The organism is Bacillus sp. NPDC077411 (assembly GCF_044543425.1).
Classification (GTDB): domain Bacteria; phylum Bacillota; class Bacilli; order Bacillales; family Bacillaceae_G; genus Bacillus_A; species Bacillus_A bruguierae.
This window is the reverse complement of the sequence record NZ_JBITWA010000035.1, coordinates 1-22,988: the sequence shown is the minus strand read 5'-3', so window position 1 is coordinate 22,988 and position 22,988 is coordinate 1. Positions and strand designations below refer to the sequence as shown.

General features: G+C 34.7%; 29 protein-coding genes, 1 riboswitch and 1 other annotated feature. Of the genes, 16 read left to right on the top strand and 13 right to left on the bottom strand.

What is annotated here, in order from left to right:
- Positions 1-214: hypothetical protein (locus tag ACIGHG_RS24925; protein ID WP_396551144.1), on the top strand; the 214-nt coding region annotated here is incomplete at its 5' end.
- Positions 215-430: 216 nt separating this feature from the next.
- On the opposite strand, the gene ACIGHG_RS24920 is transcribed toward ACIGHG_RS24925, so the two are convergent.
- From ACIGHG_RS24920 to brnQ, 4 genes are all read right to left on the bottom strand, one after another.
- Complete coding sequence (locus tag ACIGHG_RS24920; protein WP_396551142.1) at positions 431-574, bottom strand: hypothetical protein; 144 nt, start codon at positions 572-574, stop codon at positions 431-433.
- Between the two features lie 251 nt (positions 575-825).
- Positions 826-1,284 carry an SRPBCC domain-containing protein gene (locus tag ACIGHG_RS24915; protein ID WP_336473116.1) on the bottom strand — a complete coding sequence of 153 codons (459 nt, stop codon included), beginning with the start codon at positions 1,282-1,284 and terminating at the stop codon, positions 826-828.
- A gap of 70 nt (positions 1,285-1,354) precedes the next feature.
- The gene (locus tag ACIGHG_RS24910) at positions 1,355-2,329 is read right to left on the bottom strand and encodes a helix-turn-helix transcriptional regulator (RefSeq protein ID WP_396551140.1); all 975 of its coding nucleotides are present in this window, start codon (positions 2,327-2,329) and stop codon (positions 1,355-1,357) included.
- 508 nt (positions 2,330-2,837) lie between these two features.
- Complete coding sequence (brnQ, locus tag ACIGHG_RS24905) at positions 2,838-4,205, bottom strand: branched-chain amino acid transport system II carrier protein (protein ID WP_396551139.1); 1,368 nt, start codon at positions 4,203-4,205, stop codon at positions 2,838-2,840.
- Positions 4,206-4,576: 371 nt separating this feature from the next.
- Between brnQ and ACIGHG_RS24900 the strand changes: the two genes are divergently transcribed.
- Entirely contained in the window at positions 4,577-5,401 is an 825-nt protein-coding gene (locus ACIGHG_RS24900; protein ID WP_396551137.1) for an MBL fold metallo-hydrolase, read from the top strand.
- 283 nt (positions 5,402-5,684) lie between these two features.
- On the opposite strand, the gene ACIGHG_RS24895 is transcribed toward ACIGHG_RS24900, so the two are convergent.
- On the bottom strand, positions 5,685-5,858 hold the full coding sequence (locus ACIGHG_RS24895) for a DUF1272 domain-containing protein (protein ID WP_336473112.1): 174 nt from the start codon (positions 5,856-5,858) through the stop codon (positions 5,685-5,687).
- Between the two features lie 138 nt (positions 5,859-5,996).
- Between ACIGHG_RS24895 and ACIGHG_RS24890 the strand changes: the two genes are divergently transcribed.
- Positions 5,997-6,455 carry an Lrp/AsnC family transcriptional regulator gene (locus ACIGHG_RS24890; RefSeq protein ID WP_396551134.1) on the top strand — a complete coding sequence of 153 codons (459 nt, stop codon included), beginning with the start codon at positions 5,997-5,999 and terminating at the stop codon, positions 6,453-6,455.
- A gap of 67 nt (positions 6,456-6,522) precedes the next feature.
- Here the strand turns inward: ACIGHG_RS24890 and ACIGHG_RS24885 are convergent, their stop codons facing one another.
- Positions 6,523-6,948 carry an Lrp/AsnC family transcriptional regulator gene (locus tag ACIGHG_RS24885; RefSeq protein WP_396551132.1) on the bottom strand — a complete coding sequence of 142 codons (426 nt, stop codon included), beginning with the start codon at positions 6,946-6,948 and terminating at the stop codon, positions 6,523-6,525.
- A 125-nt stretch (positions 6,949-7,073) separates the two neighbouring features.
- Between ACIGHG_RS24885 and ACIGHG_RS24880 the strand changes: the two genes are divergently transcribed.
- The 9 genes from ACIGHG_RS24880 (at position 7,074) to ACIGHG_RS24840 (ending at position 14,392) form a co-directional block, all read left to right on the top strand.
- Positions 7,074-7,625 carry a cysteine hydrolase family protein gene (locus ACIGHG_RS24880; RefSeq protein WP_336473109.1) on the top strand — a complete coding sequence of 184 codons (552 nt, stop codon included), beginning with the start codon at positions 7,074-7,076 and terminating at the stop codon, positions 7,623-7,625.
- Positions 7,626-7,826: 201 nt separating this feature from the next.
- Positions 7,827-8,207, top strand: a complete 381-nt coding sequence (locus ACIGHG_RS24875) for a MerR family transcriptional regulator (RefSeq protein WP_244548040.1) — start codon at positions 7,827-7,829, stop codon at positions 8,205-8,207.
- 123 nt (positions 8,208-8,330) lie between these two features.
- Entirely contained in the window at positions 8,331-9,650 is a 1,320-nt protein-coding gene (locus ACIGHG_RS24870; protein ID WP_090917298.1) for a hemolysin family protein, read from the top strand.
- Positions 9,651-9,834: 184 nt separating this feature from the next.
- On the top strand, positions 9,835-10,059 hold the full coding sequence (locus tag ACIGHG_RS24865) for a hypothetical protein (RefSeq protein ID WP_336473108.1): 225 nt from the start codon (positions 9,835-9,837) through the stop codon (positions 10,057-10,059).
- A 169-nt stretch (positions 10,060-10,228) separates the two neighbouring features.
- Positions 10,229-10,864 carry a streptogramin A O-acetyltransferase Vat(I) gene (vat(I), locus tag ACIGHG_RS24860; protein WP_396551148.1) on the top strand — a complete coding sequence of 212 codons (636 nt, stop codon included), beginning with the start codon at positions 10,229-10,231 and terminating at the stop codon, positions 10,862-10,864.
- A gap of 23 nt (positions 10,865-10,887) precedes the next feature.
- Positions 10,888-11,775: a Vgb family protein gene (locus ACIGHG_RS24855; protein WP_336473174.1), complete on the top strand. Its 888-nt coding sequence runs from the start codon at positions 10,888-10,890 to the stop codon at positions 11,773-11,775.
- Between the two features lie 389 nt (positions 11,776-12,164).
- Complete coding sequence (locus ACIGHG_RS24850; RefSeq protein WP_396551129.1) at positions 12,165-12,548, top strand: VOC family protein; 384 nt, start codon at positions 12,165-12,167, stop codon at positions 12,546-12,548.
- A 263-nt stretch (positions 12,549-12,811) separates the two neighbouring features.
- Positions 12,812-13,528: a class I SAM-dependent methyltransferase gene (locus ACIGHG_RS24845; RefSeq protein WP_336473106.1), complete on the top strand. Its 717-nt coding sequence runs from the start codon at positions 12,812-12,814 to the stop codon at positions 13,526-13,528.
- A 291-nt stretch (positions 13,529-13,819) separates the two neighbouring features.
- The gene (locus ACIGHG_RS24840) at positions 13,820-14,392 is read left to right on the top strand and encodes a histidine phosphatase family protein (RefSeq protein WP_336473105.1); all 573 of its coding nucleotides are present in this window, start codon (positions 13,820-13,822) and stop codon (positions 14,390-14,392) included.
- Between the two features lie 73 nt (positions 14,393-14,465).
- Here the strand turns inward: ACIGHG_RS24840 and ACIGHG_RS24835 are convergent, their stop codons facing one another.
- The 3 genes from ACIGHG_RS24835 to ACIGHG_RS24825 all read right to left on the bottom strand — a co-directional run bounded on the left by ACIGHG_RS24835 (position 14,466) and on the right by ACIGHG_RS24825 (position 16,565).
- Positions 14,466-14,786: a YqfO family protein gene (locus ACIGHG_RS24835; RefSeq protein ID WP_396551127.1), complete on the bottom strand. Its 321-nt coding sequence runs from the start codon at positions 14,784-14,786 to the stop codon at positions 14,466-14,468.
- Between the two features lie 46 nt (positions 14,787-14,832).
- Positions 14,833-15,243 (bottom strand): DUF5391 family protein, encoded by a 411-nt coding sequence (locus ACIGHG_RS24830; RefSeq protein WP_396551125.1) that lies wholly within the window; start codon positions 15,241-15,243, stop codon positions 14,833-14,835.
- A gap of 134 nt (positions 15,244-15,377) precedes the next feature.
- Entirely contained in the window at positions 15,378-16,565 is a 1,188-nt protein-coding gene (locus tag ACIGHG_RS24825) for an MDR family MFS transporter (protein WP_396551123.1), read from the bottom strand.
- Between the two features lie 138 nt (positions 16,566-16,703).
- Here ACIGHG_RS24825 and ACIGHG_RS24820 point away from each other — a divergent pair, with 138 nt between their 5' ends.
- Positions 16,704-17,225 (top strand): CGNR zinc finger domain-containing protein, encoded by a 522-nt coding sequence (locus ACIGHG_RS24820; protein WP_396551146.1) that lies wholly within the window; start codon positions 16,704-16,706, stop codon positions 17,223-17,225.
- A 38-nt stretch (positions 17,226-17,263) separates the two neighbouring features.
- Here ACIGHG_RS24820 and ACIGHG_RS24815 read toward each other — a convergent pair whose 3' ends face one another.
- The 3 genes from ACIGHG_RS24815 to ACIGHG_RS24805 all read right to left on the bottom strand — a co-directional run bounded on the left by ACIGHG_RS24815 (position 17,264) and on the right by ACIGHG_RS24805 (position 19,357).
- Positions 17,264-17,407 carry a hypothetical protein gene (locus tag ACIGHG_RS24815; protein WP_090917286.1) on the bottom strand — a complete coding sequence of 48 codons (144 nt, stop codon included), beginning with the start codon at positions 17,405-17,407 and terminating at the stop codon, positions 17,264-17,266.
- 97 nt (positions 17,408-17,504) lie between these two features.
- Positions 17,505-17,649, bottom strand: a riboswitch (cyclic di-AMP (ydaO/yuaA leader).
- Positions 17,650-17,685: 36 nt separating this feature from the next.
- Positions 17,686-18,138, bottom strand: a complete 453-nt coding sequence (locus ACIGHG_RS24810; protein WP_090917284.1) for a GNAT family N-acetyltransferase — start codon at positions 18,136-18,138, stop codon at positions 17,686-17,688.
- Between the two features lie 64 nt (positions 18,139-18,202).
- Positions 18,203-19,357, bottom strand: coding sequence for a 1-deoxy-D-xylulose-5-phosphate reductoisomerase (locus tag ACIGHG_RS24805; RefSeq protein WP_396551121.1), 1,155 nt, complete (start codon positions 19,355-19,357; stop codon positions 18,203-18,205).
- A gap of 139 nt (positions 19,358-19,496) precedes the next feature.
- Positions 19,497-19,710 (top strand) — a binding site (T-box leader).
- Positions 19,711-19,751: 41 nt separating this feature from the next.
- On the opposite strand from ACIGHG_RS24805, the gene ACIGHG_RS24800 reads away from it, so the two are divergent.
- Both ACIGHG_RS24800 and ACIGHG_RS24795 read left to right on the top strand, forming a co-directional pair.
- A complete protein-coding gene (locus ACIGHG_RS24800; RefSeq protein WP_396551119.1) occupies positions 19,752-20,738 on the top strand; it encodes a tryptophan--tRNA ligase in 987 nt (328 codons plus the stop codon).
- 124 nt (positions 20,739-20,862) lie between these two features.
- Positions 20,863-21,621, top strand: coding sequence for a GNAT family N-acetyltransferase (locus tag ACIGHG_RS24795; protein WP_396551117.1), 759 nt, complete (start codon positions 20,863-20,865; stop codon positions 21,619-21,621).
- An 84-nt stretch (positions 21,622-21,705) separates the two neighbouring features.
- Here the strand turns inward: ACIGHG_RS24795 and ACIGHG_RS24790 are convergent, their stop codons facing one another.
- Positions 21,706-22,158 (bottom strand): NUDIX hydrolase, encoded by a 453-nt coding sequence (locus tag ACIGHG_RS24790; protein ID WP_336473069.1) that lies wholly within the window; start codon positions 22,156-22,158, stop codon positions 21,706-21,708.
- A 162-nt stretch (positions 22,159-22,320) separates the two neighbouring features.
- On the opposite strand from ACIGHG_RS24790, the gene ACIGHG_RS24785 reads away from it, so the two are divergent.
- Entirely contained in the window at positions 22,321-22,749 is a 429-nt protein-coding gene (locus tag ACIGHG_RS24785) for a hypothetical protein (RefSeq protein WP_396551115.1), read from the top strand.
- The last annotated feature ends 239 nt before the right edge of the window (positions 22,750-22,988 follow it).

The window sequence follows — 22,988 nt, the reverse complement described above, 5'->3', positions numbered from 1 at the left end:
AATAAGAATACTGAATGGTTATTACTATCTAATTCCATTATTATACCAACCTTTATCAATTATAAGACTGATTATAAAAGAAGAAAAAATAAAAAGCAAAGAAAGAACTTTTTGGCTACGCCAAACCGAAATTCATCTCCCGCCTATCGTTGGGCTAGCGCCCTTCACACGCTTGAGGAAGGAGAATTCTTTCGGAAATGTCGTTAAAACCTAATTCCTTCATTAATTAATCCTATATAAATATACAAGCACCTTGTTTAGGGACGACAAGTATAAGACAAACTTTTTAAAAGGTGTTGTTTGCCTTCTTAATAGGGGGATTGGCTTTAACTCCTAGATTAGAGAGCCCCTAGCCTATCTGGAAGCCTTGACTCTTCCAAATTATGGCCCGATTGTGGAAGAAACGCTAATATTATGAAAATGTGTTCTTTTAAATTAACTTGTTTAATAACATTTCACTCCTATGGCGAACACCTTTAGAACTATGCTTCGCCTTCATCACAATAACACCTTGATTTTCAATAACCTTTAATGTTTTACTCGTCCAAGTGCCATTGTCATTAACAAGATTCACAAATAAACAATAATAAATAGAATTTTCGATCTTCCAAAATCGCGCCCGGTTGTTGAACAAATATATATCTTCTCTCAAAGAGATCAGTTATTTAGAAAAATTCCAGAGCACAGTTAAGTTTTTTAAGTCACATTTAAGTTGTTTACTTTACAATCAGTGAGCTAGACTAAAAAAACATAAACCTTAAAATAAAAATTAGTTAAGGAGTTATGCTCCACTACTCCCTTTCTGTTAAATCATTTGTGACGGACCTATGAACCTTCACCAAAGTCTAGAGTACTTCCCGTTTCTACCAAAGTCTTTGTATTATTTAAAATCATCCACCAGGCCTTGTTGCTGTTCTCATAATGGGGGTCACCTTCTTTCCACTGGTCATGAATGAGTGTCAATTTCGTGCATGAGCCAATAGGCTCTAGAAGATAAGAAATTCTTGACTCAAATGCATGATCATCTTTCATATACGACTTTCCGGTATAGTGAGTAAATCGAAGTAACTGATTCGGTTCATATTCCAATACGTTTCCGTATACATGCACCGTTTCATCTCCATCTACTCCAGAACCGACATACTCCAAGAGATCACCCACTTGAAATGTAGATCTGATGACGGTTCCATAATAAATTTGTTTTGTACCCTCAGGAGAGATCAATGCCTTCCAAACTTCCTTTGGTGTACCTGCAATATAAAATTCGTACTTCAAATCCTTCATGATTTTTATGCCTCCTAAAAATTTAATTCTGTACATGTACATCATAAAAAAACTTCACTGACAAATACGGTCAGTGAAGTGAAGTATTTTGATAATGATTGAATAATTCAAAGCTGATAGTTACCAATTTTTCTTGTAATAAAGTTGGCTCCAAAATGGTAATAGATTTACCATAGGGGAGAAGGAAGTAAGGGACAAAGGTATGGATAGACTCTTTATCAACCTTAAAAAGAGCTTGATTGTTTGATCGTTCTATTAAAGCATGGCTAAATAACCAATGCTGACATAAATCATCAAGCGCATGTGCCTTGCCTTGGATTCGGACGGAAATGAGTTTTTCAAGTTGATTTGAATCAGGCAAAAGGTCTTTTAGAAAGAAAGAACGTGCTGAAAATCCCAAAGGTCGGTCAAATTTTTTATCTGTTCTGGATAATGATTGAATACGATCAATTCGAAAACTTCGAATTTCTTTACGCAGATGGCAATAAGCGACTGTGTACCACTTACCTTTCCAATAAATAAGACCATAAGGATCAATATGGCGTGATTGTGGCTCGGTTTCCTTTCCTTTATGATAAATAATAAATAACCTATAACTTTCAGCAACAGAAATTTCTAAATCTTGAAGAGTAGATTTCAAAGACGGTTCGACAGTAGGATGGATGACTTCAAACCCTCTTAAATGACGATTGATATGATTCAATTGTTCCTCGTTTGTATACCTTTTCAACTTAGAAATTGCTTCATCCAATGCTTCACTAAAGGGATACCCTGCATCTATCGCAAATTTTGCAGCATGAATAAGCGCTTTCTGCTCATCCGGGCTAAAAAACAAAGGTGCCTTTGTAAACTCATTCAGTAAACTGTACCCACCATTATGTCCTGCATCTGAAATGATTGGTACTCCACTTGCACACAGAGCATCAATATAGCGGTACACCGTACGGATACTGATTTCTAATTCCTCAGCCAACTCCTTAGCAGTCATTTGTTTTCTCGTATTGAGGAGCCATAATATAGAAAGCATATTAACCATTTTAGACATATGTAAGCATTCCTTTCTCGAAAATTCAAGATAAGCATTCTGCAGTAAAATATTAAACTTATTGAAAAATTTAATTGTAAATGTGAATATATGTAATATTGTCATTTCGCTAATCACCTTACAGAGCTTATTCTGGAGAACATTCTACATTATTATAAAACATCCTGCTGCGCTATAAACCATATTCTTATTCAACAATCTGGCCCGATTGTTGAATAGAATGACCCGCATTTATTTAATAACTTTATTATTTTTTAAACGACTTTATTGTAAACTAAACAACTTTTTTGTCACTTAACAGTTATTATAAGGATTGTCGTAATGAAGATAGATTTTTCTATTATTAATGAGGTCATTTGTGGTACAAAAAAAGGATAGAACATACAGAATTATTCTGCTTGTATCTATCCTCTTCTTTTATTCTTATATAATGTGTAACATTATATATTTATTCTTATTAAAACAAAGATTGATTCAAATTTCTTGAATCTAAATAAAATTAACAAGTTTAGGATGTTTTTTTATGTGCAAGATCAAGAGAAGTATCTACATCAGAAGTATTCTTCGCTCGTAATAAACTAATTCCATAGCCTAATACCGCTCCAATAAGCGCTGGCATAATCCATCCTAATCCAGCATCATATAAAGGTAATAGGTGAGAGAATAAAGAATTGATTGCTTCAACTTTTAGATTCGCCGTATTTAGTCCATCGAAGAGACTTACAATAAAAGTGAACAGTAAGCTTACTTGATATACTTCTGATCTTCCTTTAAACACTCGGTGTAAAAACGTTAAGAAGATTAGCACAATCGCTAAAGGATAAATCGCTGTTAATACAGGTACAGATATGGTAATCAGCTCTGTTAAGCCAAGGTTTGCAATGACAGCACTGAAAATAGCTAAAATAACAGCAAATGTTTTGTATGATATTTGTGGAAATACTTTATGGAAATAGGATGAACACGCTGTAGTAAGCCCAACGCTTGTCGTTAAACAAGCTACAGTGATCATCATTCCTAATAATAAATTTCCTAAAGAACCGAAGTAGTAATTTGCTACTTTTGATAAAACTTCTCCGCCATTTTCTAAATGTCCTAATTTAGAAACACTAGAAGCGCCCATAAATGCAAGTGCAGTGTAAACAGAAATTAATACGATTGCGGCAATAAGCGATGCTTTTATACAAACATTGATAACCACTTTTTTGTCACTTACACCTTTTGCTTTAATCGCATTAATAATGATAATACCAAATACGAATGCTGCGAGAGTGTCCATTGTTAAATAGCCTTGCTGAAAGCCTTTGAAGAAGGAATTTGTAACAAATTCTTGTGTTGGTGCTTCAATGTCACCGATTGGCTTTATAACAGCTGTAACAACTAAAATACCGATAAATGATAATTTAATCGGAGTTAAAAACTTTCCGACAACATCAACAATCTTTGTAGGATTTAAAGAGAGTAGACAAGTAATTCCGAAAAACACAATAGTGAAAATAATTAAAGGTAAATGACCACTATTTTCTCCTACGAATGGTTTTACACCTATTTCAAATGACACGCTTCCTGCTCTTGGTAAAGCGAAAAGAGGGCCAATTGCTAAATACAGAATAAATGTATATACACTCGCAAACAATGGATGTACGCGACTTGCCATTGCTTGTAAGTCATCACTACCAGAAACACCGAATGCTATTACACCAAGTAGTGGTACGCCAACTCCTGTAATTAAAAATCCAGCGGTAGCAACCCATACGTTACTTCCTGCTGTTTGTCCTAACATAGCAGGGAAAATTAAATTACCTGCTCCAAAGAAAAGGGCAAAGAGCATAAGCCCAATCACAAAAATATGTGATGTCTGCACATTTTTTGACACGAAAAAACCTCCAAATTTAAATATTTTGAATCTTTTGTACAACAATTATGATACAAAGTCACTTTTTGTCGAATTACTACGATAATAACAAAAATAAATTATTATGCAAGACAAAAATGAATTTTTCGTAAATTTATTTTCTCTATCATTTTTATTATATAGAAAATTTAATCAACTTCGTTTGTTAAGCGCTTTCTTTCTGTAGTGTATCACATGATATTTTATGATGATTATTATTTTTATATAACAAACAAAATAATAATTAAAATATTCTATCATTTTAAAATTATCAAAAAACGTTGGTTTGAAAGTTTGTTTTGTGATATTCTGTAAAAAGAACGAATGTTTGTAGAAGGGGAAGTGAAATAAAGATGAAGCATTATGTTTGTAGCACATGCGGTGTACAATATCCGCTTTACGATGAACCACCTGTAAACTGTGTAATTTGTAATGAAGAACGTCAATATGTAAATCCAATGGGACAATCATGGACAACGTTAGACAGTCTACAGCACAGCAAAACATATAAGAATGAGATTGTAAAAGAAGAAGAAAATTTATATAGCATCACAACAAAACCGAAGTTTGCGATTGGTCAAAATGCGTATTTAGTTCAAACAGATAAGTGTAATATGTTATGGGATTGTATTACATATATTGATGAGGAGACAGTGGCGAAAATAAATGAGTTAGGAGGAATTCATGCGATTGCTTTATCGCATCCACATTATTATTCTACACAAGTAGAATGGGCAGAACGATTTGATGTTCCTATATACATTCATGAAGATGATAAAGAATGGGTAATACGTCCAAGTAATCGGATTGTATTTTGGTCTGGAGAATCTATGGAAATTTCAGAGAGTGTAACATTATACCGTCTAGGTGGACATTTTAGCGGTGGTTCTGTTTTACATTGGAAAAATGGGGATGAAGGAAGAGGAGTTCTATTAACTGGAGATATTATTCAAGTTGTCGCTGATTCAAGATGGGTAAGCTTTATGTACAGTTATCCGAATCTCATTCCATTACCGGCATGGAAAGTGAAAGAAATGGCTGAGAAAGTAAAAGAATTGAAGTTTAATCGATTGTATAATGCATTTCATGGAATTGTAAAAGAAAAAGCAAATGAAGCTGTTCAAAAATCAGCGAAAAGGTATATTGAGGCGCTTGAAGGAAAGTTATTACATAAATAAAAAACTTTTAAATGATCTATATAAATATAAATTAAAAAATCGACATAAAACTCCTCTTTCTTTTTAGGTGTACGAGAGCATCTGGCCGTGCATAGAAGCGGTCAGGGCCTTTTTCTGCCACAGGCAAGGTTAAAACAAAAGGAGCAAGCAAGTAGCGGTCATGTTGTATTCTTCATAGCAGCGACTTATATGTCGAAAAATTAAAATGGATATATAAATCAAGTTTTGAAAGAACAAAAGCGCAAAATCTTATAGATTTTTGCGCTTTTGTTGCGTAAAACCGTTATTTCTTTTTCGGTCTTCGGACTAATTCACCACCACAATTTGGACAGACGTGATTTGTGCTTTCTGTACAAGGTGAGCAAAAGGTACATTCATGTACACATATGTATGCTTCTGAATCTCCTTGAAGGGCAGTATTACAAGTTTGACAATTTTTTTTCATTTCTAGTGCCATGGGGTTTCCTCCTTACATAGGGAAATAAATTTTATAATTATATGATAATATAGGATGGAATTAGTTTCCTTTCTGTACATAATGTATTTTAAGATTTTTCTTTGTGTTTAAAACGAATTTATGAGAGGAATATTACAAATGAAAGTAGATGTAATTGACGCACAAATCTTACAATGTTTAACTCAAAATTCTCGTCTTTCTATTCGTGAACTATCTAAAAAAGTTAATTTGTCTGCGCCTTCTGTGGCTGAAAGAGTTCGGAAGTTAGAGGATGAGGGGATTATTGAAGGGTATACGACAAAAATTAATTATGATAAGTTAGGTTTTCATATTCATGCTGTATTAGAAGTGAAAACAAAAAATGGACAGTGTGAAAGGTTTAGAGCATACATGAAAGCTTATCCAAGAGCTGTTTTTTGTTATCGCGTGGCAGGGCCTGCTAGTTATGTAGTGAAAATTTCTGTTCGAAGCTTTCAAGAAATAGAAGCGTTTATTGATGATGTTTCAAAATTTGCTGAAACAGTTACACATGTTATTTTTTCAGAAGTAGGAATAGGCAATAATGTGCTAGATTATTATAGTCCAGATGAGATGTAACGAATCAAATAAGCTATGAAAAAACAAGGATGGCATTTATACCATCCTTGTTTTCTTTATTTGTCATTCATAACGGGTTTTCTTTTACTTGGTGAATTGATAAATTTAACCGATAGTTGCCGAAAATTAAAATCTCATTTAATAGATTATGTAAGTTTTCTTGAGAATCTATTTGTACTTTAAGTAAATAACATCCTTCACCACTAATTTTATGTGCTTCTACGATGGAGTCCTCTTTTGTAATAAATGATGTAAATTTTGCGTGCTCATTTGTTTTCATAAAAACAGTAATAAAAGCGGTGTACTGTATGCCTAATTTCAGATGATCTACTAAAATGGTGTACCCTTTTATCAATCCTTCATCTTCCATTTTTCGAATACGGTTTCCAACGGCTTGCCCTGTCATATGAACACTTTTCCCAATATCTTTCCACTGCATTCGTGAATTGTTCCTTAGTAAATCAAGAATTTGCAAATCTGTTGAATCAATCATGGCTTCAAACCCTTTCGTGGTGAAATCATATGACATCAAAGTCTTTCATGGGAGTGTTACAGCTAACTTGATAAAGCTCTATAATTAGATTATAACTTAATTTTCAAAATATTGGAGGGCTAAAAATGAAAACGGGACTTGTATTGATTGATATTCAAAATGATTACTTTCCAGCTGGAAGATGTGAATTACATGAACCATTAAAAGCAGTAGAAAATACAAAAAAGGTATTAGATTTCTTTAGAAAAGCGAACCTACCTGTATTTCATGTGCAACATATTTCAGTAAAAGAAGGGGCTACTTTTTTTCTTCCGAATACAGAAGGTGTAAAAATTCATCCTCATGTAGCGCCTCGTAAAAATGAATATGTTGTACAAAAAAATTATCCCAATAGTTTTCGAAAAACTAATTTATTACAGTTACTTCAGCGAGAGGGGATTGAACACTTGGTGATATGTGGAATGATGACACATATGTGTATTGATACAACAGTTAGAGCTGCCAGCGATTTAGAGTTTGAATGCACAGTAATTGAAGACGCTTGCACGACAAAAGATCTTGTATTTAATAATAAAACGATTCAGGCTAAACATGTTCATGTGGCATTCATGAGTGCCTTAAATAATATGTTTGCGAAAGTAATAAAAACAACAGAATTTTTATCAAATAAAATGTAGTATGAAAAAGAAACTTTTTTACTGTATGTAGATTATTAGCTTCTTCTTTTGTACAGAAGAAAATGAGTCTTAATATTTTTATAAACTATTATTCCCAACCATAACGTTTGACTGTACAGTTTATGTATTGTATGATGTTTGTAACATATATGGGGAGGGAAGGTCGTTGGGAAGGTGTACCGAATCGGACAGTTGGCTCACATGGCTCATGTTTCGAAACGAACGATTGATTATTATACGAATCTAGGTATTTTGAAAGCGGAGCGATCTCAATCTAATTATCGCTACTACGACGAAACAGCAATTGAAACATTACGTTTTATTGAGAGATGTAAAGAAATGCATATACCGCTTTCTGAAATTAAGGATAGGATCGAGGAGAAAAAAAAGCTGCTCGGTGTTAATAAAGACGTTTCGGAACAAGTAAATGATGTAACAGAGCGTATCCACCGTTTGGAGACGGAATTAGTAGAATTAAAACCGTTATTAGATGGGTTAACAGATTCACAGCGCGAAAAACTAACGAAACATTTATCAACTCAGACGACAGCTTTAATACAATCTCTTATCTTACTTTTATAGTAGATAGAACTATCCACCCTTTTAATTTCTGTATAGCGTTTTATTTTCTAAATGTAGAGAGTAAAAAAAGCAACTATTCATACAGGAGGTGGACACCTTAGTTTTCGAACTAGGGGGGATTCTTTGGAAATATTTAATTTAGTTATGATTGCGATTTTAATCGCATTTACTGGATTTTTCGTGGCAGCAGAGTTTGCTATGGTTAAGGTGCGTTCAAGTCGGATTGACCAACTTGTTGCAGAAGGAAAACGAGGCGCATTAGCAGCCAAAAAGGTAACAGCAAATTTAGATGAATATTTATCGGCATGTCAGTTAGGGATTACTATCACAGCTCTTGCGCTCGGATCGCTTGGAGAGCCTACGGTTCATCGATTATTACAACCGTTATTTCAAGATTTACATTTTCCAGAAGCAGCTGCGAATTCAGTATCGTATATTCTTGCATTTGCAACGGTTACCTTTTTACATGTTGTTGTTGGTGAGCTAGCACCGAAAACAGTAGCAATTCAAAAGGCAGAGACAATTACAATGTTGTTTGCAGCACCGCTTATTATGTTTTACAAAATCATGTTCCCGTTTATTTGGATGTTAAATAAATCGGCGCGTCTTGTAACTGGTTTATTCGGATTAAAACCAGCTTCTGAGCATGAGGTAGCACACTCGGAAGAAGAATTACGTTTAATTCTTTCAGAGAGCTATGAAAATGGGGAAATTAATCAGGCGGAGTATAAATATGTAAACAATATTTTTGAATTTGATAATCGCATTGCAAAAGAGATTATGGTGCCGCGCACAGAAATCGTTGGTTTCTATCTTGAAGATTCAGTAGAAGATCATATGAAAGTTATCCGAAGTGAAAAGTATACACGTTACCCGATCTTTGGAGAAGATAAAGATGATATTATCGGTATGGTGAACGTAAAAGACTTCTTTATTCGTTATATGAAAAACGACAAAGAAGATCTACAATCTATCAAAACATTTATGCGTCCTATTATTGAGGTAATGGAGACAATTCCAATCCATGATTTGCTTCTGCAAATGCAAAAGAAGAGGATTCCAATGGCTGTGTTATATGATGAATATGGCGGGACAGCGGGAATTGTGACGCTTGAAGATATATTAGAAGAAATTGTTGGTGAAATTCGTGATGAATATGATGAAGATGAGCATCCTCCAATTCATCATGTTGACGAGCATCATAAAATCGTTGACGGTAAAGTATTGATTAGTGAGATTCAAGATTTATTTGGATTACACATTGATGAAGTAGAAGTTGATACAATTGGCGGCTGGGTGATGACACAAAATCACGAAATTCAAGAAGGACAATTTGTTGAAACAGAAGGATATGAATTTAAAGTTTTAGAAAAAGACGTACATCAAATTAAACGTATCGAAATTCGTAAAATGGATTTACAAGAAGAAGCAGCAACTGTATAGTTGCTGCTTCTTTGGTTTTTTTATGTAAAAATAGAAAAAACGTTCGATTTTAATCAATAAATATGGTTTACCTAATGAAGCAAGTTCTAGAAGAATTATTTGACATAACAATGGCCCTTGGAAGCGTACGGTTGTTCATCTTGATACGGTACCTCATAATTTTCCGATTCCCCATCTTGATTATTTGGCACAAACCATTGATTATAAAGCGCCTGTTCCATTTTTTGATGAATTGACACAGTTTGATGGCAGTTTATATATAGATCGAACTGCTGGTGAAGTTACGGCTAAATGTGATCAAGAAGCAGCGGATTTTATGGCTTTAAATTTGATGCATGACATGGTTACTGGCAGGCGAAATGTAAAAGATGCACGTCGTTTCATATCTGGGATATTAGGGTGGTTATGATTGTGTGTGATATTTATGTTCTTCTGGGTGTATTTTCCTGATATAATAAAGATGACAAAAATGTTTGAAAATAAAGAGAGAACGATTAAATGTGCATAATCTTGGCGTTCCTCCGACTTTCGCATGAAAGTTGAATGGTGAATTGAATTCTGTTGAAGGAATGATGTTAATGATAGGACCAAACCCAAACGATAAGTATCCAATACCCGGAAATACAAATGTACAGTTCATTAGAAACACAATAACAAAGCCTAATATCATAGCTGGAGATTACTCCTACTACGATGCATTGAACGGAGAATTGTTTGAGGATCAAGTCTTGTACCATTATGAAGTCATTGGGACAAAATTGATAATCGGCAAGTTTTGTTCAATTGCTCCCGAAGTCAGGTTTATGATGGATGGCGGTAACCACAGAATGGATGGATCAACCTTTCCATTCAACATTTTTGGCAACGGTTGGGAAAGACACACGCCATCTTTAAAACAATTGCCGATTAAAGGGGATACGATTGTTGGTAACGACGTCTGGATCGGCAGACGTGCAACTATTATGCCGGGTGTGCGCATCAGTGACGGGGCAATTATAAGCGCTGAAGCCGTAGTCGTAAAGGATGTTGCACCCTATACTATAGTTGGTGGAAATCCTGCCAGGGAAATACGAAAGCGTTTCGCACCAGAGGTCATTCAAGAATTATTGGACATAAAATGGTGGGATTACGATATCGAACTTATCAACCAGTATATTGGCGCCATCGTAAGTGGAGATTTGGATACGCTGAGAAAAATGAAACAGCAGTTATGATGCTTTATTGGGAGGTAAATGATATGAGAATCACGATACAAGAATATCCGGTTAATAAAGATTCAGGACCATACGGAATAACCGCTGGAAAAGACAGGGCATTGTGGTTTACGGAACAGAAGGGGAATCGAATCGGCCGAATAAATGCTAAAGGTGAAATAAATTCTTTTTCCATTCCGACACCGAATGCAGGAGTTATGTCAATCATTTCAGACAGGACTGGCGAATTATGGTTTACAGAATATAACGCGAGTAAGATCGGGAAAATGTCGATGAACGGTATTTTTGCAGAATATGAACTCCCTACGGCGAAAGCTGCACCTTTTGGCATAACGGAAGGTCCTGATGGAGCAATATGGTTTACAGAAATGAATAGCGGTAGGATTGGAAGAATCACAAATTCAGGGGAAATCACCGAATTTGAATTGCCTAATCCAAAATCATTTCCCTCTTTTATTACTTCGGGATCAGACGGGGCATTATGGTTTACACAGAATCAGAACAATACGATTGGGAAAATAACCACCAAAGGTGAGGTGACGGAATATCCGCTCCCAACACCTAACTCTGGGCCAGTTGGTATTACAAGCGGAACCGACGGAGCATTATGGTTTGTGCAAATCATGGGTAATAAAATCGGTAGAATTACGCCCTTAGGCGAGGTCAGTGAATTTGTTATACCAACGCCGAACGCTCGCCCTCATGCCATCATATCCGGGAAGAATGGGGATCTCTGGTTCACGGAATGGGGCGGTAACCAAATCAGCCGAATTACAATTGAAGGAGTTATTACAGAATATACGATACCTACAAAGAATGCAGAGCCGCATGGTATCGCGATTTGTCCGGATGGCGATATTTGGTTCGCTGAAGAGTGTAATCAAATTGGACGTCTGACAATCATGACGTAATAGTTCGAAAAAAGGTATATCCGCAAATATCTACGTGTTTTAAGCTGATACTACTTTGAGGGTTAAGAAATAACATTAAATTCCTTCTACATTGTGGGTACTATTCCTAGACGGTGCTAAACAAAGTTTTAGTTCATATTCTTTTATTCCTCAGAACAAAAAGAACGAAAAAGATTGATAATTTATAATAAGGTTTGATTAAAAATCCTGTATTGGTATGCAGATTTTTGGTTCCACAAACGGGCCATTTCATGGAATAAGGCTTTTTAATAAAATTGGATATTTATAATGAAATTGGTGTAGAGTTTGGAGAAGTTTAGATAAAAAGGATTATTTGTGGTGATTGTAGAAATTAAATTAAGAACACTAAAACATTTAGGGGGAAATTAATGATTAATAAAGTCGGTCAAGTTATGCTGTATGTAAATAATCAAGATGAGGCAGTGAATTTTTGGACTGAAAAAGTAGGGTTTAGTGTAATTTCTGAAGAAGATAACGGTCAAGGAATGAGATGGATTGAAATCGCCCCAACAAATGATGCAGAAACAAGTATTATACTCCACGATAAGGAATTAATCTCAAAAATGGAACCTAAATTAAACCTTGGTACACCTTCTTTAATGTTTTTCTCAAAAAATCTCGATAAATTACATAACGACTTATCAAATAAAAATGTTACAGTCGGAGAAATTGTAAATATGCCTTCTGGTAGAGTATTTAACTTTGCAGATAGTGAAGGAAATTACTTTGCAGTCATGGAAAAGAGTAAATAACTACCATTTTTAATCATGCCTAGCAAGAAGACCCTCACCTCAAGCGCGAAACGGTAGGTGGGGGTAGTTCAATGAACTAAAGGGTACAATTATGAAGCAATACAAGTAGAAAATGATCAATCTTAAATCTGTTGGATAAGAATCCATTTTGAACAATTTTTTTCAAAATGGATTCTTTTTAATTTTTATGGTAAATATTACTAATTATTTAAAAATATGATAAAATGAAAATTACGTCTTTTAGAACGAGAGGGGGATGGAATATGAATAAACAGCAAATTATTGATGCATACGATATACTAGCTAGTCATTACGAACATAGTGTCGATTATGAGAGTCCGTATAATACAGAGTATGAACGTCCGGCTATGGTGGATCAGTTGCCTAGCAGTATGAAAGGAATACATGTACTCGATGCTGGGTGTGCAGCAGGATGGTATACAGAACAGTTTCTAAATAGGGGAGCAAATGTAACCGCGATTGATGTTAGTAGCGAGATGGTTGCGGCTACAAAAAGAAGAATAGGGAAGAAAGCAGAGGTTTATCAACTAGATTTTGAAAATGCGTTACCTTTTGCAGACAGTACATATGATTGTATTGTTAGCTCGTTAGCTCTTCACTATATTGCAGATTGGAACCGAACATTTGCTGAATTTGTGAGACTATTAAAGCCAGGTGGAACATTTTTGTTCTCCGTTCATCATCCAACAATGGATATTCATTTTTCAGAGAATAAAGAATACTTTAAGCGTGAATTTCTTCACGATAGATGGAAGAAAAGCGGTAAATATGTTGACATGTATTTTTACCGCCGGCCACTGCAAGACATTATCAATGATACACTTCATCATTTTGAAATTGAAAAAATGATTGAACCGATCCCTACGGAAGAATTTAGAAGAAATTACCCATCATCTTATGAAAAGCTCTTAAAACAACCAAGTTTTTTAATTATAAAGGCAAAGAAAAAGAGATTCTAAGAATACAAGAAATTAGCAACATCTACGGCTGTGTAAGTTTTAGCGAAGTTAAATCCTATATAAATACAAATTAAAGAATCGAGATAAAAACACTCTTTCTTTTTAGGCGGGCGAGAGCATCTGGCCATGCATAGAAACGGTCAGAGTCTTTTTCTGCCACATGCAATGTTGAAAACAAAAGGAGAAAACGAGCACAGGTCATGGTGTATTCTGCATAGCAGCGACTTATATGTTGAAAAATTAAAATGGATATTAATGAATAGAAAATCAGAGTAATTTTGGGAGGAAATTATGTATACATACATTTACATGGTTAGGCATGGTGAATCGCCTAAAACAGATGGGAACGAACGAACGCGTGGATTGACTGAGAAGGGGAAGGTTGATGCGTATAGAATAACTGAATTATTGAAAGATGAAGGAGTAGACACGTTCATTTCAAGCCCATATAGCCGAGCTGTGTTGACGATAGAGGAGTTAGCTCATTTTTATGAGAAAGATATATTAGTAGACGAAAACCTTAGAGAATGTGTGTTTACAAGTGAGGATACGATAATATCAGATAAGGAATTGTATCCACTTGTAAAGAAGATGTTTTCGCATCCGAATTTTTCATTACGAGGCGGAGAATCAAAAGCAGATTGTCAGAGCCGTGCTGTGGCAGTATTGAAAGAGATATTAAAGAATTTTAAAGGGCATAAAATTGTAATTGGTACTCATGGACTTGTTATGACTTTAATGATGGAATATTATGATAGTCAATATGGATATGAATTTTTAATGGAGACATCAAAACCGGATGTATACAAGATGAAATTTAATAATGAGCAATTAATTGATATAAAGAGATTATGGGCAGAATGATTTTGAGTATGACTCAAAAAATGCGAAGCTGGGTAGCTTCGCATTTTCTTTTACAAATTTTATAATGTTTCACTTAGAACAATAATGGCAATACATGAATTATGGGTTCCTCATATGGATGAATGCTTTTGATAATACGTAACACTTCTTCAATTTTCTCATACAAACACCTAAATTCCATTTTATATTCAGTGCCAAAGCATATTTCACCTGTAGTACCGTTAAAAGGTTTTGCTCCTTCTAGTGATCTCCAAGATCCTTTAACAAGTGAGTAAGAAATAACATGATCATACTTACCTACCGCTAAAATACCAATTTCGTTTAATCTATTTCTTAATGTTTCTATGCATTCCTCTGGTAATAACACCTCAACTTTTACAAATGTAATTTTCATTTTAGTAGCTCCTTAAAACAGGTTGTATTGTAAATAACTTGTTATATTAGATAGAGCGTTTTTGATGATTCGGCTTTGATGAGGAACGAAAAGCTATGAAATACCACATAACATTCACGATTAAAGTAGCTATGCAAAGTACTAGTAAAGTAGGGGATATCTCCATCGTTAAAATGACTACGAGTGTAGTCAGGCACATAAGAAGTCCAACTCCACAAAATACGGCCATAACGAGCTTCATGATGTGCACTCCGACTATATATAAAATTAAAGGCAGAATATAAAACGCAAGAACCATACCTATACTTACCCACATATTAAAAGTACCAAACTTATTGGCGTTAGGCCCGGAATCAGCAAGTGGAGAAAGTGAAGCCGCAACCAATAAAGAACAGAAGAATAACGCGGAAACTAAAGTCATGAAAATAATACGGGATTTGTTTGTTTCTTTTGTCATGATATGTTTCATTCCTTTCGAAGTAATTTATTGCCCCTTTATATTGTAACAAATATATGAATAAAAGGGCATTTTTGGTTGTGGTGTAGATTAACTTAACATATGTGAAAGTAAAACCAGAGTATGTAAAAATGTTACATACTCTGGTTTATATGCAATAGATTTTCATCTATTTTAACAGTTCGATTTAAAAAATGAAGAAGTGAAAACCCAACAATGCCCAAAAGACCAAAAATAATCCAAGGAAAACTCATATTTTGCCAATACTTCGTAAAGAAAGTTCCTGTATAGTTTCCGATAGTAAATCCAAGCGCTAGTGATAGCTGGAAGAAACCAAAATAGGTTGCTGTGTATTGTTCGTTGCTAAAGTTTGCTACAGCAATATCGGCATTAGGTAATACAAGCGTTTCTCCAATCGTAAATAAAATGACACACACTAGTAGCCAATTTGGATGAAAAGAAAATGGGATAAGAAGAAAAGATAACCCCATTAGTAATACACCATACTTTACAAGAGAAAGTGCATGATATTTTTTGAAAAGATATTTAAATACAATCATAAATAAAAAACCTGTAATGGCGTTTGTTGTAATGACGAGTCCTACTAAGTTTTGATCGTGGCTTATATTATTCATATGAAGTGGTAGTGCAACTGTAAGTTGTGTAAACATCGTATAAAAAAACACCATGATGAATGAAAAAGATAGAAAGTGTTTGTTTTGTCCGGCTGCTTTTATTCCTGTTAAAAGTTGTGTTTTATGCACAGTAACATGAAAGTGAGATCTAAGAAGAAAGAACAGGAATGCTAGAACGAACATGAGTGATCCGGTAAATATAAATGGATACATAGGATTCCATTGAAGTAGTATACTCCCTGCAATCGGCCCAATAATTGCTCCGCCGTTTAAAAAGAGATTTAGGTATGTAAAGGTATCTTTTCTTATATGAGCTGGTTGAGAACCAAAGACAGCGCGTGCAGAAGGTTCATAGAAAGCTGTTCCAAATCCAATGAATATTGTTGCAAGCATAATGGGGTGAAATCCAGAAAATATTCCTAAAGAAAGAAAACCAATACCTCGTAAAATCATTCCGGTTATCATCATGGTAATATAGCCAATCCGATCTGCAAGTATTCCCGTAAGTAATGGGAATATTCGAGAGGTAATCGTAAGGGCGGTTAAAATTGTACCAACTTGCATAGCGGAAAAATGTAAAAAATTAGATAAATAGATAGCTAAAAAAGCCATCACAGCAAAATGACCGAGCGTCATAAAAAAAGAAGAAAATAATACAAAACGAATAGGTAATGAAAAAGATCTCAAAGTATTCACTCCTTTTGTTAACCATCTAAAAATTATAACGGTTAACATTTTTATGTTATGATTATACTGAAAATAAGAGATAAAGTAAACTATGGAAAGTTGGTGGTGATTTTGAGTAACAACCAAACTGCACCAGAGATGTTAGAAAGTATAAGGGCGCTTTTAAATACATGGAGAATACCAAATGAGACGAGAGAACCAATTGATTTTTTTGAATCGGAAGAAGATATACATCAGTTTATGATTGAGCAGTGGAATGAAAAGCTTCCTTTTGCTTCAGTGAAAGAAGTGCAAAATTTCCGAGATACGATTCGTGAGGCAGTGGAGCAACAGAAGCCGTTACAGCCGTTGTTTGAAAAATATCCATTGCAAGTAATGATTGACGATGAATTAAACGTCATTACATATCAAGCAATTGGTGAGGAAAATTTATATACATTTATATTGCGGATTATTATCTCTTCCATTACAAACAAACAGTGGGGGAGATTAAAAGCTTGTCCAGATTGTAAATGGGTGTTTTACGATCAATCTCGTAACAGTAGTAAACGGTGGTGCGGTATGTACGCTGAAGGAGAAGGGGGACGAGCTTGCGGAACAATTGCAAAAGTAAAAAGGCATCGAGCGAAGAAAAAAGCGAGTTCAAGTTATATAAAATAGCGGAAGCATTGCAGTACTGCAATGCTTCCGCTATTTTCTTACTTTCTATACTGAACAATATGTTGCATAAAATATTTATGTTGAATGCAACTTGCTGTTTTTATTGTATAATACGGACGGTGTTGTTCTAATTTTTCTCTTTGCTCCATTGTTTTCTTTTCATGGTCAGATATACGTAACATGAAAATCATCTCCTTTTATCTAACAATATACTTGTAGTAAATAAAAAACATATTGTTAGAGTTAAGGAGGAACGCTTTGTAGCATAAGTAAAAAGCACCTTCCTCTCTCAATACGCTTACGAGGTTAGCTGTCGGACTCGGAATGTGAGAGTATCCCTACTAAAAAAAGATTCGCCCCAAGTGGCAAATGCCACAGAAGTGGTTTCCCCGTTCCAAAAATTTGGATTAAGCGAAAGGTTATATAAATTAAATTAACATATTTATCCAAGTTAATCAATTTATTTTAGCTTTGTTAACTGTACAAGAACGAGACCGTCTGGTAATGTAATTTCTTTTGTTTCTATAAAATTATGTTTCTTATATAAAGAAAGTGCAGGCGTGTTTTTCTTACCGGTTTGTACAATATAGTTTGTTGTTTCTTCATGTAGTTGAAATAGGTGTTGTAATAGTGCTGTTGCAATTCCTCTATGAAAATATGTAGGGGAAACAACAAGACGATGAATATCAACAACAGCATCCTCATATAGAAACGAAATAAATCCAGCTAACGTATTATCAATGAAGTATCCATAAAAGATTTCATTACAATTTTGAATATCAACAATCGTATCATATAATCGAGGAATTGAATCATTTTGAATGTACTGTGCTTCAATTTTATATGCGGGAATTTGAACTTCTAAAATTTCCGCAGCTTCTTCAATAGAAGAAGGAGATAATTTTCGAATCAAGTGAAGGCCACCTTTTATGAAAAGAGTGAGAACCTTATATTCTCACTCTTTCGTATTATTATTTTTACATTTTTACAAGTAATTGATTAGCATATTGACGTGCCCATTGATCAGCTGCTAATACCTCTTCTAATGAAGGGTTCGCAATATTATGATGAGCTTCTAACGCAGAATAAATTGTTTTTTCAATGTCAAAAAATGAAATTTTATCTTGTAAATATAAAGCATTCGCAATTTCATTAGCGGCATTTAATACAGCTGGAGTTGTTCCCCCGATTTTCCCAGATTCATAAGCATAGTGAAGGCAAGGGAATTTCTCTAAATCAGGTTTTTCAAAATGCAAGCTGCCAACTTCTAATAAATTTAATTTTTTAAAAGAAGATGCTAAACGTGATGGATAGTGGAATGCATATTGAATCGGCATACGCATATCAGATGCCCCAAGCTGAGCCATAATAGAGCCATCTACAAACTCTACAAGAGAGTGAATAATGCTTTCTTTATGAATCATAACATCGATTTTTTCATAGGGAACGTCAAATAACCAACGTGCTTCCATTACTTCAAATCCTTTATTTAGTAATGTTGCAGAGTCAATTGTTAATTTTGCTCCCATGAGCCAGTTTGGATGTTTTAGTGCATCTTTCGCTTTGAGAAGTTTCATTTCTTCACGTGTTTTATCTCTAAATGCACCGCCAGACGCTGTTACAATTAACTTTTCAATTTCTTTATTATTTTCACCATTTAAGCATTGGAAAATAGCAGAATGCTCACTATCTACTGGAATAAGGCGACAATCATTTTTCTTTGCTAATTCTGTAACAATATGACCTGCTGCCACTAATGTTTCTTTATTTGCAATCGCAATGTCTTTTTTCGCTTTTAAGGCCTCAATTGTTGGAAGCAGTCCCGCTACACCAACGACGGAAGTTAAGACAAGGTTAGTGTTGGGATGCGTAGCAACTTCAATTAAGCCGTCTTCTCCGTATACAACTTTTGTTTGAGTAGAAATTCGTGAGCGCAGTGTATTTGCTAATTCTTTCGTACTTACGCTTACAATGCGCGGCTGAAAAGTTTGGATTTGTTGTTCTAGCATATCAATATTTTCATTTGCAGTTAAACCAATAATTTGAAAATGTTCTGGGTGAGCAGCAACTACATCTAGAGCTGATGTCCCAATCGAACCAGTTGATCCTAGAATTGAAATGTATTTTACCATAATAAATCCTCCGTAGTTGAATGAATCTTTTCCGTGAACTTATATATAATTAGCTAAAAAAAGGAAAATTCCTGCTTAATAAGACAGAAAGTTCTCTTTTATCTAAAAAATATTGTGGTATAATAAGGGGAAAATAAAAGAAAAAGCGATGATAGAGAAGAGTACATATTTGGAACTTTATAGAGAGCTGATGGTTGGTGAAAATCAGTAAGGGAAAAATATAGAATGGGCTCTGGAGCTGCAAGCCGAATTGAGTAGGATTTGACGGTTGTTTCGACGTTATTCGAATCATAAAGAGAGCTATGTAATTGTAGCTAATAAAGGTGGTACCGCGGGAGTCCCTCGTCCTTGTTAGGATTGAGGGGCTTTTTTATATGGTAAAGGAGGAGTAGTTGTGAATAAAAAAGTTATGTTAACAGGAATTAAACCAACTGGACATCCGCATCTTGGAAACTATATTGGGGCAATTAAACCAGCCTTGCAACTTTCTAAACAAAGGGATAGAGAGGCGTTATATTTTATTGCCGATTATCATGCATTGAATGCCGTACAAGATCCAAGAAAGTTTCGTGAGTATACAAAGGAAGTAGCAGCGACATGGTTATCATTAGGCTTAGATGAACATGTAATTTTTTATCGTCAATCAGATGTACCAGAAATCTTAGAATTATACTGGATTTTAGCTTGTCTTACTCCGAAAGGCTTAATGAACCGCGCTCACGCTTACAAAGCAAAGGTTGATCAAAATATAGAAGCAGGAGTAGATGTAGATACGGGTGTAAACATGGGATTATATACGTATCCTATTTTAATGGCTGCCGATATTCTATTATTTCAATCAAACTATGTTCCAGTTGGAAAAGATCAAATTCAACACGTAGAAATTGCGAGAGATATTGCTTCGTATTTTAACAACACATTTGGAGAAATCTTTATATTGCCCGAGTATATCATTCAAGAAGAAGGAGCAATTGTACCAGGCCTTGATGGACGAAAAATGAGTAAAAGCTATGGGAATGTCATTCCATTATTTGAAGAGTCAGAAAAGCTGAAAAAACTTATTTTCAAAATAAAAACAGATTCTTCTTTACCAAGTGAACCGAAGGAACTTGAAACATTATTTATGCTGTATAAAGAATTTGCGACAGCTGAGGAAATCGCAATAATGAAAGAGAAATATGCAACAGGAATTGGCTGGGGGGATGTGAAAAAAGAGCTATTTTGTGTCATTAATCGTGAGTTAGAAGAGCCAAGGAAGAAATATGAAATGTATATGAATGAACCGCATTTACTTCAAGAAGCAATAGAAAAAGGAGCAGAGCGGGCAAGGAAAATTGCTAAGGTGAATTTAGCGGAAATAAAAAAACGGATTGGGTGTTAATGTGAAAAACAACCAATTGATTTGTTTCATTTATGTGTGGAGGACGTTTATGACCTGCACCAAAGTGAGCATTTCAGGTTAGAACAAATGGTAAGGAACGTATTCGCAAGGGGGGAGAAGTATATTGGCACAAGTCGAGCTGATAGAATTAGACGAAGGGAATTTAAAAGATGAAGGGTGTTATTGTCTTCGTAGCAAGCCAACTTCAACAGGTTACATAAATAAAAACAAATGGCTTATGGGAAGGTTTGATGAAGGATTAAAGTATATAAAAATAATGGAGAATAGCAAACCAGCAGGATTTATTGAATATACACCTATTGAATATTCCTCGAGAGTTGTCTATGGTGAAAATTATATGGTTATCCATTGCTTATGGGTAACTATTACGGGAAAAGGGTATGCCTCAAAATTGATTCATAAAAGTATTCAAGATGCTAAGGAACAAAATAAAGATGGAGTTATTGTGATTACAAATCCAAATACTTCTTGGACCCCTAGTAAGGACGTTTTTATAAAGAATAATTTTAGAGAAGTAGATCATGCACCTTATGGTTTTGAGTTACTTGTTAACAAATTTGGACATTCACCTGACCCATATTTTCCAAAAGATTGGGATGAGCGACTTAAGCTTTTTAAAGATTTAACAATCCTCCGTACTCAGCAGTGTCCATTTGTAGATGTATCAACCAATAATGTTGTTGAAGCAGCGAACAAATTAGGTATTCATACAGAAATTATTGATATAAAAAACAGAGAAGAATTGTTGAGACTGTCACCTACTCCTTATGGTATCTATGGAGTCATCTATAAGAATGAATTAGTTTCCTATCATAGGCTTACAGTTCACTCTGCAATAAAACGGTTAAAAGAGTTAATCTAATTCAACTAAAGTGGGCTTTAATAAAACAAGGGAACTCCGTAAATAGGGATTCCCTTGTTTTATAGCTCAAATCAACAATATTATTTAACAAAATTTTTCTAGGAATGTGTCTAAAACTAATTTATGTACTGATCCAACATTTGGAGGGAGATCGTGGATGGGAAAGAATTGCAAATCTTTTGATTCAGCGTGATCGATACGTAATGTTCCTTCAAAATCACGACAAACGTATGTAACGAGAACACCGTATACTTGATCTCCATTTGGATAAATATTAAAAAATTCTTTCCCAGAAAAGGTTTGAAGTGGTTCTAAATGTTTCACGATTAATCCTGTTTCTTCATAGACTTCTCGTTTAGCAGCCTCTTCTAACGTTTCACCACATTCAAGCGCACCTCCAATTATGCCCCAGCAATTGTAATCACTGCGAAGTTGAAGGAGTACTTCATTATTTTTGTTTAATAGAATCACATGTGAACCTACTAAAATGAGTGGCCGATTTCCAACTAAACTACGCATTTCTTCGATATATCCCATATAGACACCTGTTTCTTTATTTATATTTCATACGTACAAATTGTAAGTATGTTTCGTATGGAGTAAATCCTAACTTCATAGTATTCTACATATATGTAAGAACTCCTGCTCATGCAATAGAAAACATGTTATTTTAAAAATTGTGTAGAAAGAGGTTAAAGAATGAATCAATTTGTTAATATGGAACGGGATTTTAAAATATTAGTGGGAGAGCCTCATTATATTACCATTGAAGAAAATAATTCAGTTTCCTATACAAAGGAACAAGTGACAGAGGTAGTGCAATATTGGATAGAAAAAGCAACGGATAAAGGAGTTTTACATTTACATTTTGTTGTTTCACCCAAAAGTCCAAATTATACACATTATGAAGAGGTGTTTCAGTATTTACAATTTCAGCATCAAAAAAGTTGTGTGATGGTACCGAAAGATTTATCTGATGTTACAGAGGTGGAAGTTCCGTTTACGCTGAAAACAATAGATGAAGTAGGCGAAGACGCATTTAAAACAATTTGGCTGGAATCTATGCAGGATTCTTTAACATATTTCCCGGAAAGAAGTCCCCTTCCTCAAGGAGCGAGAAGTGCGTAGCCCAGCGAGTAGGTGGGGGATGAATTTTCGATAGGCGACAGCCTATATATGTTCTGTGTATGTACTTTTGAGACTATGCGATATAATAAATATGAAAATACGAAAGAAAGGAGAAGGTATATGGCAACCACAAAAGAGGGTGTGCATATAAAAGGAACAAAAAAGTCGTTACCGGATGGATGGTCTACCTATGCATTTCGATACGCTATTTTTCCCACACCTGAACAAGTAACGAAATT

Bases quoted from the DNA above. Each gene is read 5' to 3' on its own strand.
- ACIGHG_RS24880 (WP_336473109.1), top strand. From the start codon at position 7,074: ATGAAAACGGGACTTGTATTGATTGATATTCAAAATGATTACTTTCCA.
- ACIGHG_RS24910 (WP_396551140.1), bottom strand. From the start codon at position 2,329: ATGTCTAAAATGGTTAATATGCTTTCTATATTATGGCTCCTCAATACG.
- ACIGHG_RS24900 (WP_396551137.1), top strand. From the start codon at position 4,577: ATGAAGCATTATGTTTGTAGCACATGCGGTGTACAATATCCGCTTTAC.
- ACIGHG_RS24850 (WP_396551129.1), top strand. From the start codon at position 12,165: ATGATTAATAAAGTCGGTCAAGTTATGCTGTATGTAAATAATCAAGAT.
- ACIGHG_RS24895 (WP_336473112.1), bottom strand. From the start codon at position 5,858: ATGGCACTAGAAATGAAAAAAAATTGTCAAACTTGTAATACTGCCCTT.
- ACIGHG_RS24820 (WP_396551146.1), top strand. From the start codon at position 16,704: ATGTTAGAAAGTATAAGGGCGCTTTTAAATACATGGAGAATACCAAAT.
- ACIGHG_RS24915 (WP_336473116.1), bottom strand. From the start codon at position 1,284: ATGAAGGATTTGAAGTACGAATTTTATATTGCAGGTACACCAAAGGAA.
- ACIGHG_RS24840 (WP_336473105.1), top strand. From the start codon at position 13,820: ATGTATACATACATTTACATGGTTAGGCATGGTGAATCGCCTAAAACA.
- ACIGHG_RS24855 (WP_336473174.1), top strand. From the start codon at position 10,888: ATGAGAATCACGATACAAGAATATCCGGTTAATAAAGATTCAGGACCA.
- ACIGHG_RS24885 (WP_396551132.1), bottom strand. From the start codon at position 6,948: ATGATTGATTCAACAGATTTGCAAATTCTTGATTTACTAAGGAACAAT.
- ACIGHG_RS24785 (WP_396551115.1), top strand. From the start codon at position 22,321: ATGAATCAATTTGTTAATATGGAACGGGATTTTAAAATATTAGTGGGA.
- ACIGHG_RS24875 (WP_244548040.1), top strand. From the start codon at position 7,827: ATGGCTCATGTTTCGAAACGAACGATTGATTATTATACGAATCTAGGT.
- ACIGHG_RS24845 (WP_336473106.1), top strand. From the start codon at position 12,812: ATGAATAAACAGCAAATTATTGATGCATACGATATACTAGCTAGTCAT.
- ACIGHG_RS24890 (WP_396551134.1), top strand. From the start codon at position 5,997: ATGAAAGTAGATGTAATTGACGCACAAATCTTACAATGTTTAACTCAA.
- ACIGHG_RS24815 (WP_090917286.1), bottom strand. From the start codon at position 17,407: ATGTTACGTATATCTGACCATGAAAAGAAAACAATGGAGCAAAGAGAA.
- ACIGHG_RS24830 (WP_396551125.1), bottom strand. From the start codon at position 15,243: ATGACAAAAGAAACAAACAAATCCCGTATTATTTTCATGACTTTAGTT.
- ACIGHG_RS24790 (WP_336473069.1), bottom strand. From the start codon at position 22,158: ATGGGATATATCGAAGAAATGCGTAGTTTAGTTGGAAATCGGCCACTC.
- ACIGHG_RS24805 (WP_396551121.1), bottom strand. From the start codon at position 19,357: ATGGTAAAATACATTTCAATTCTAGGATCAACTGGTTCGATTGGGACA.
- ACIGHG_RS24835 (WP_396551127.1), bottom strand. From the start codon at position 14,786: ATGAAAATTACATTTGTAAAAGTTGAGGTGTTATTACCAGAGGAATGC.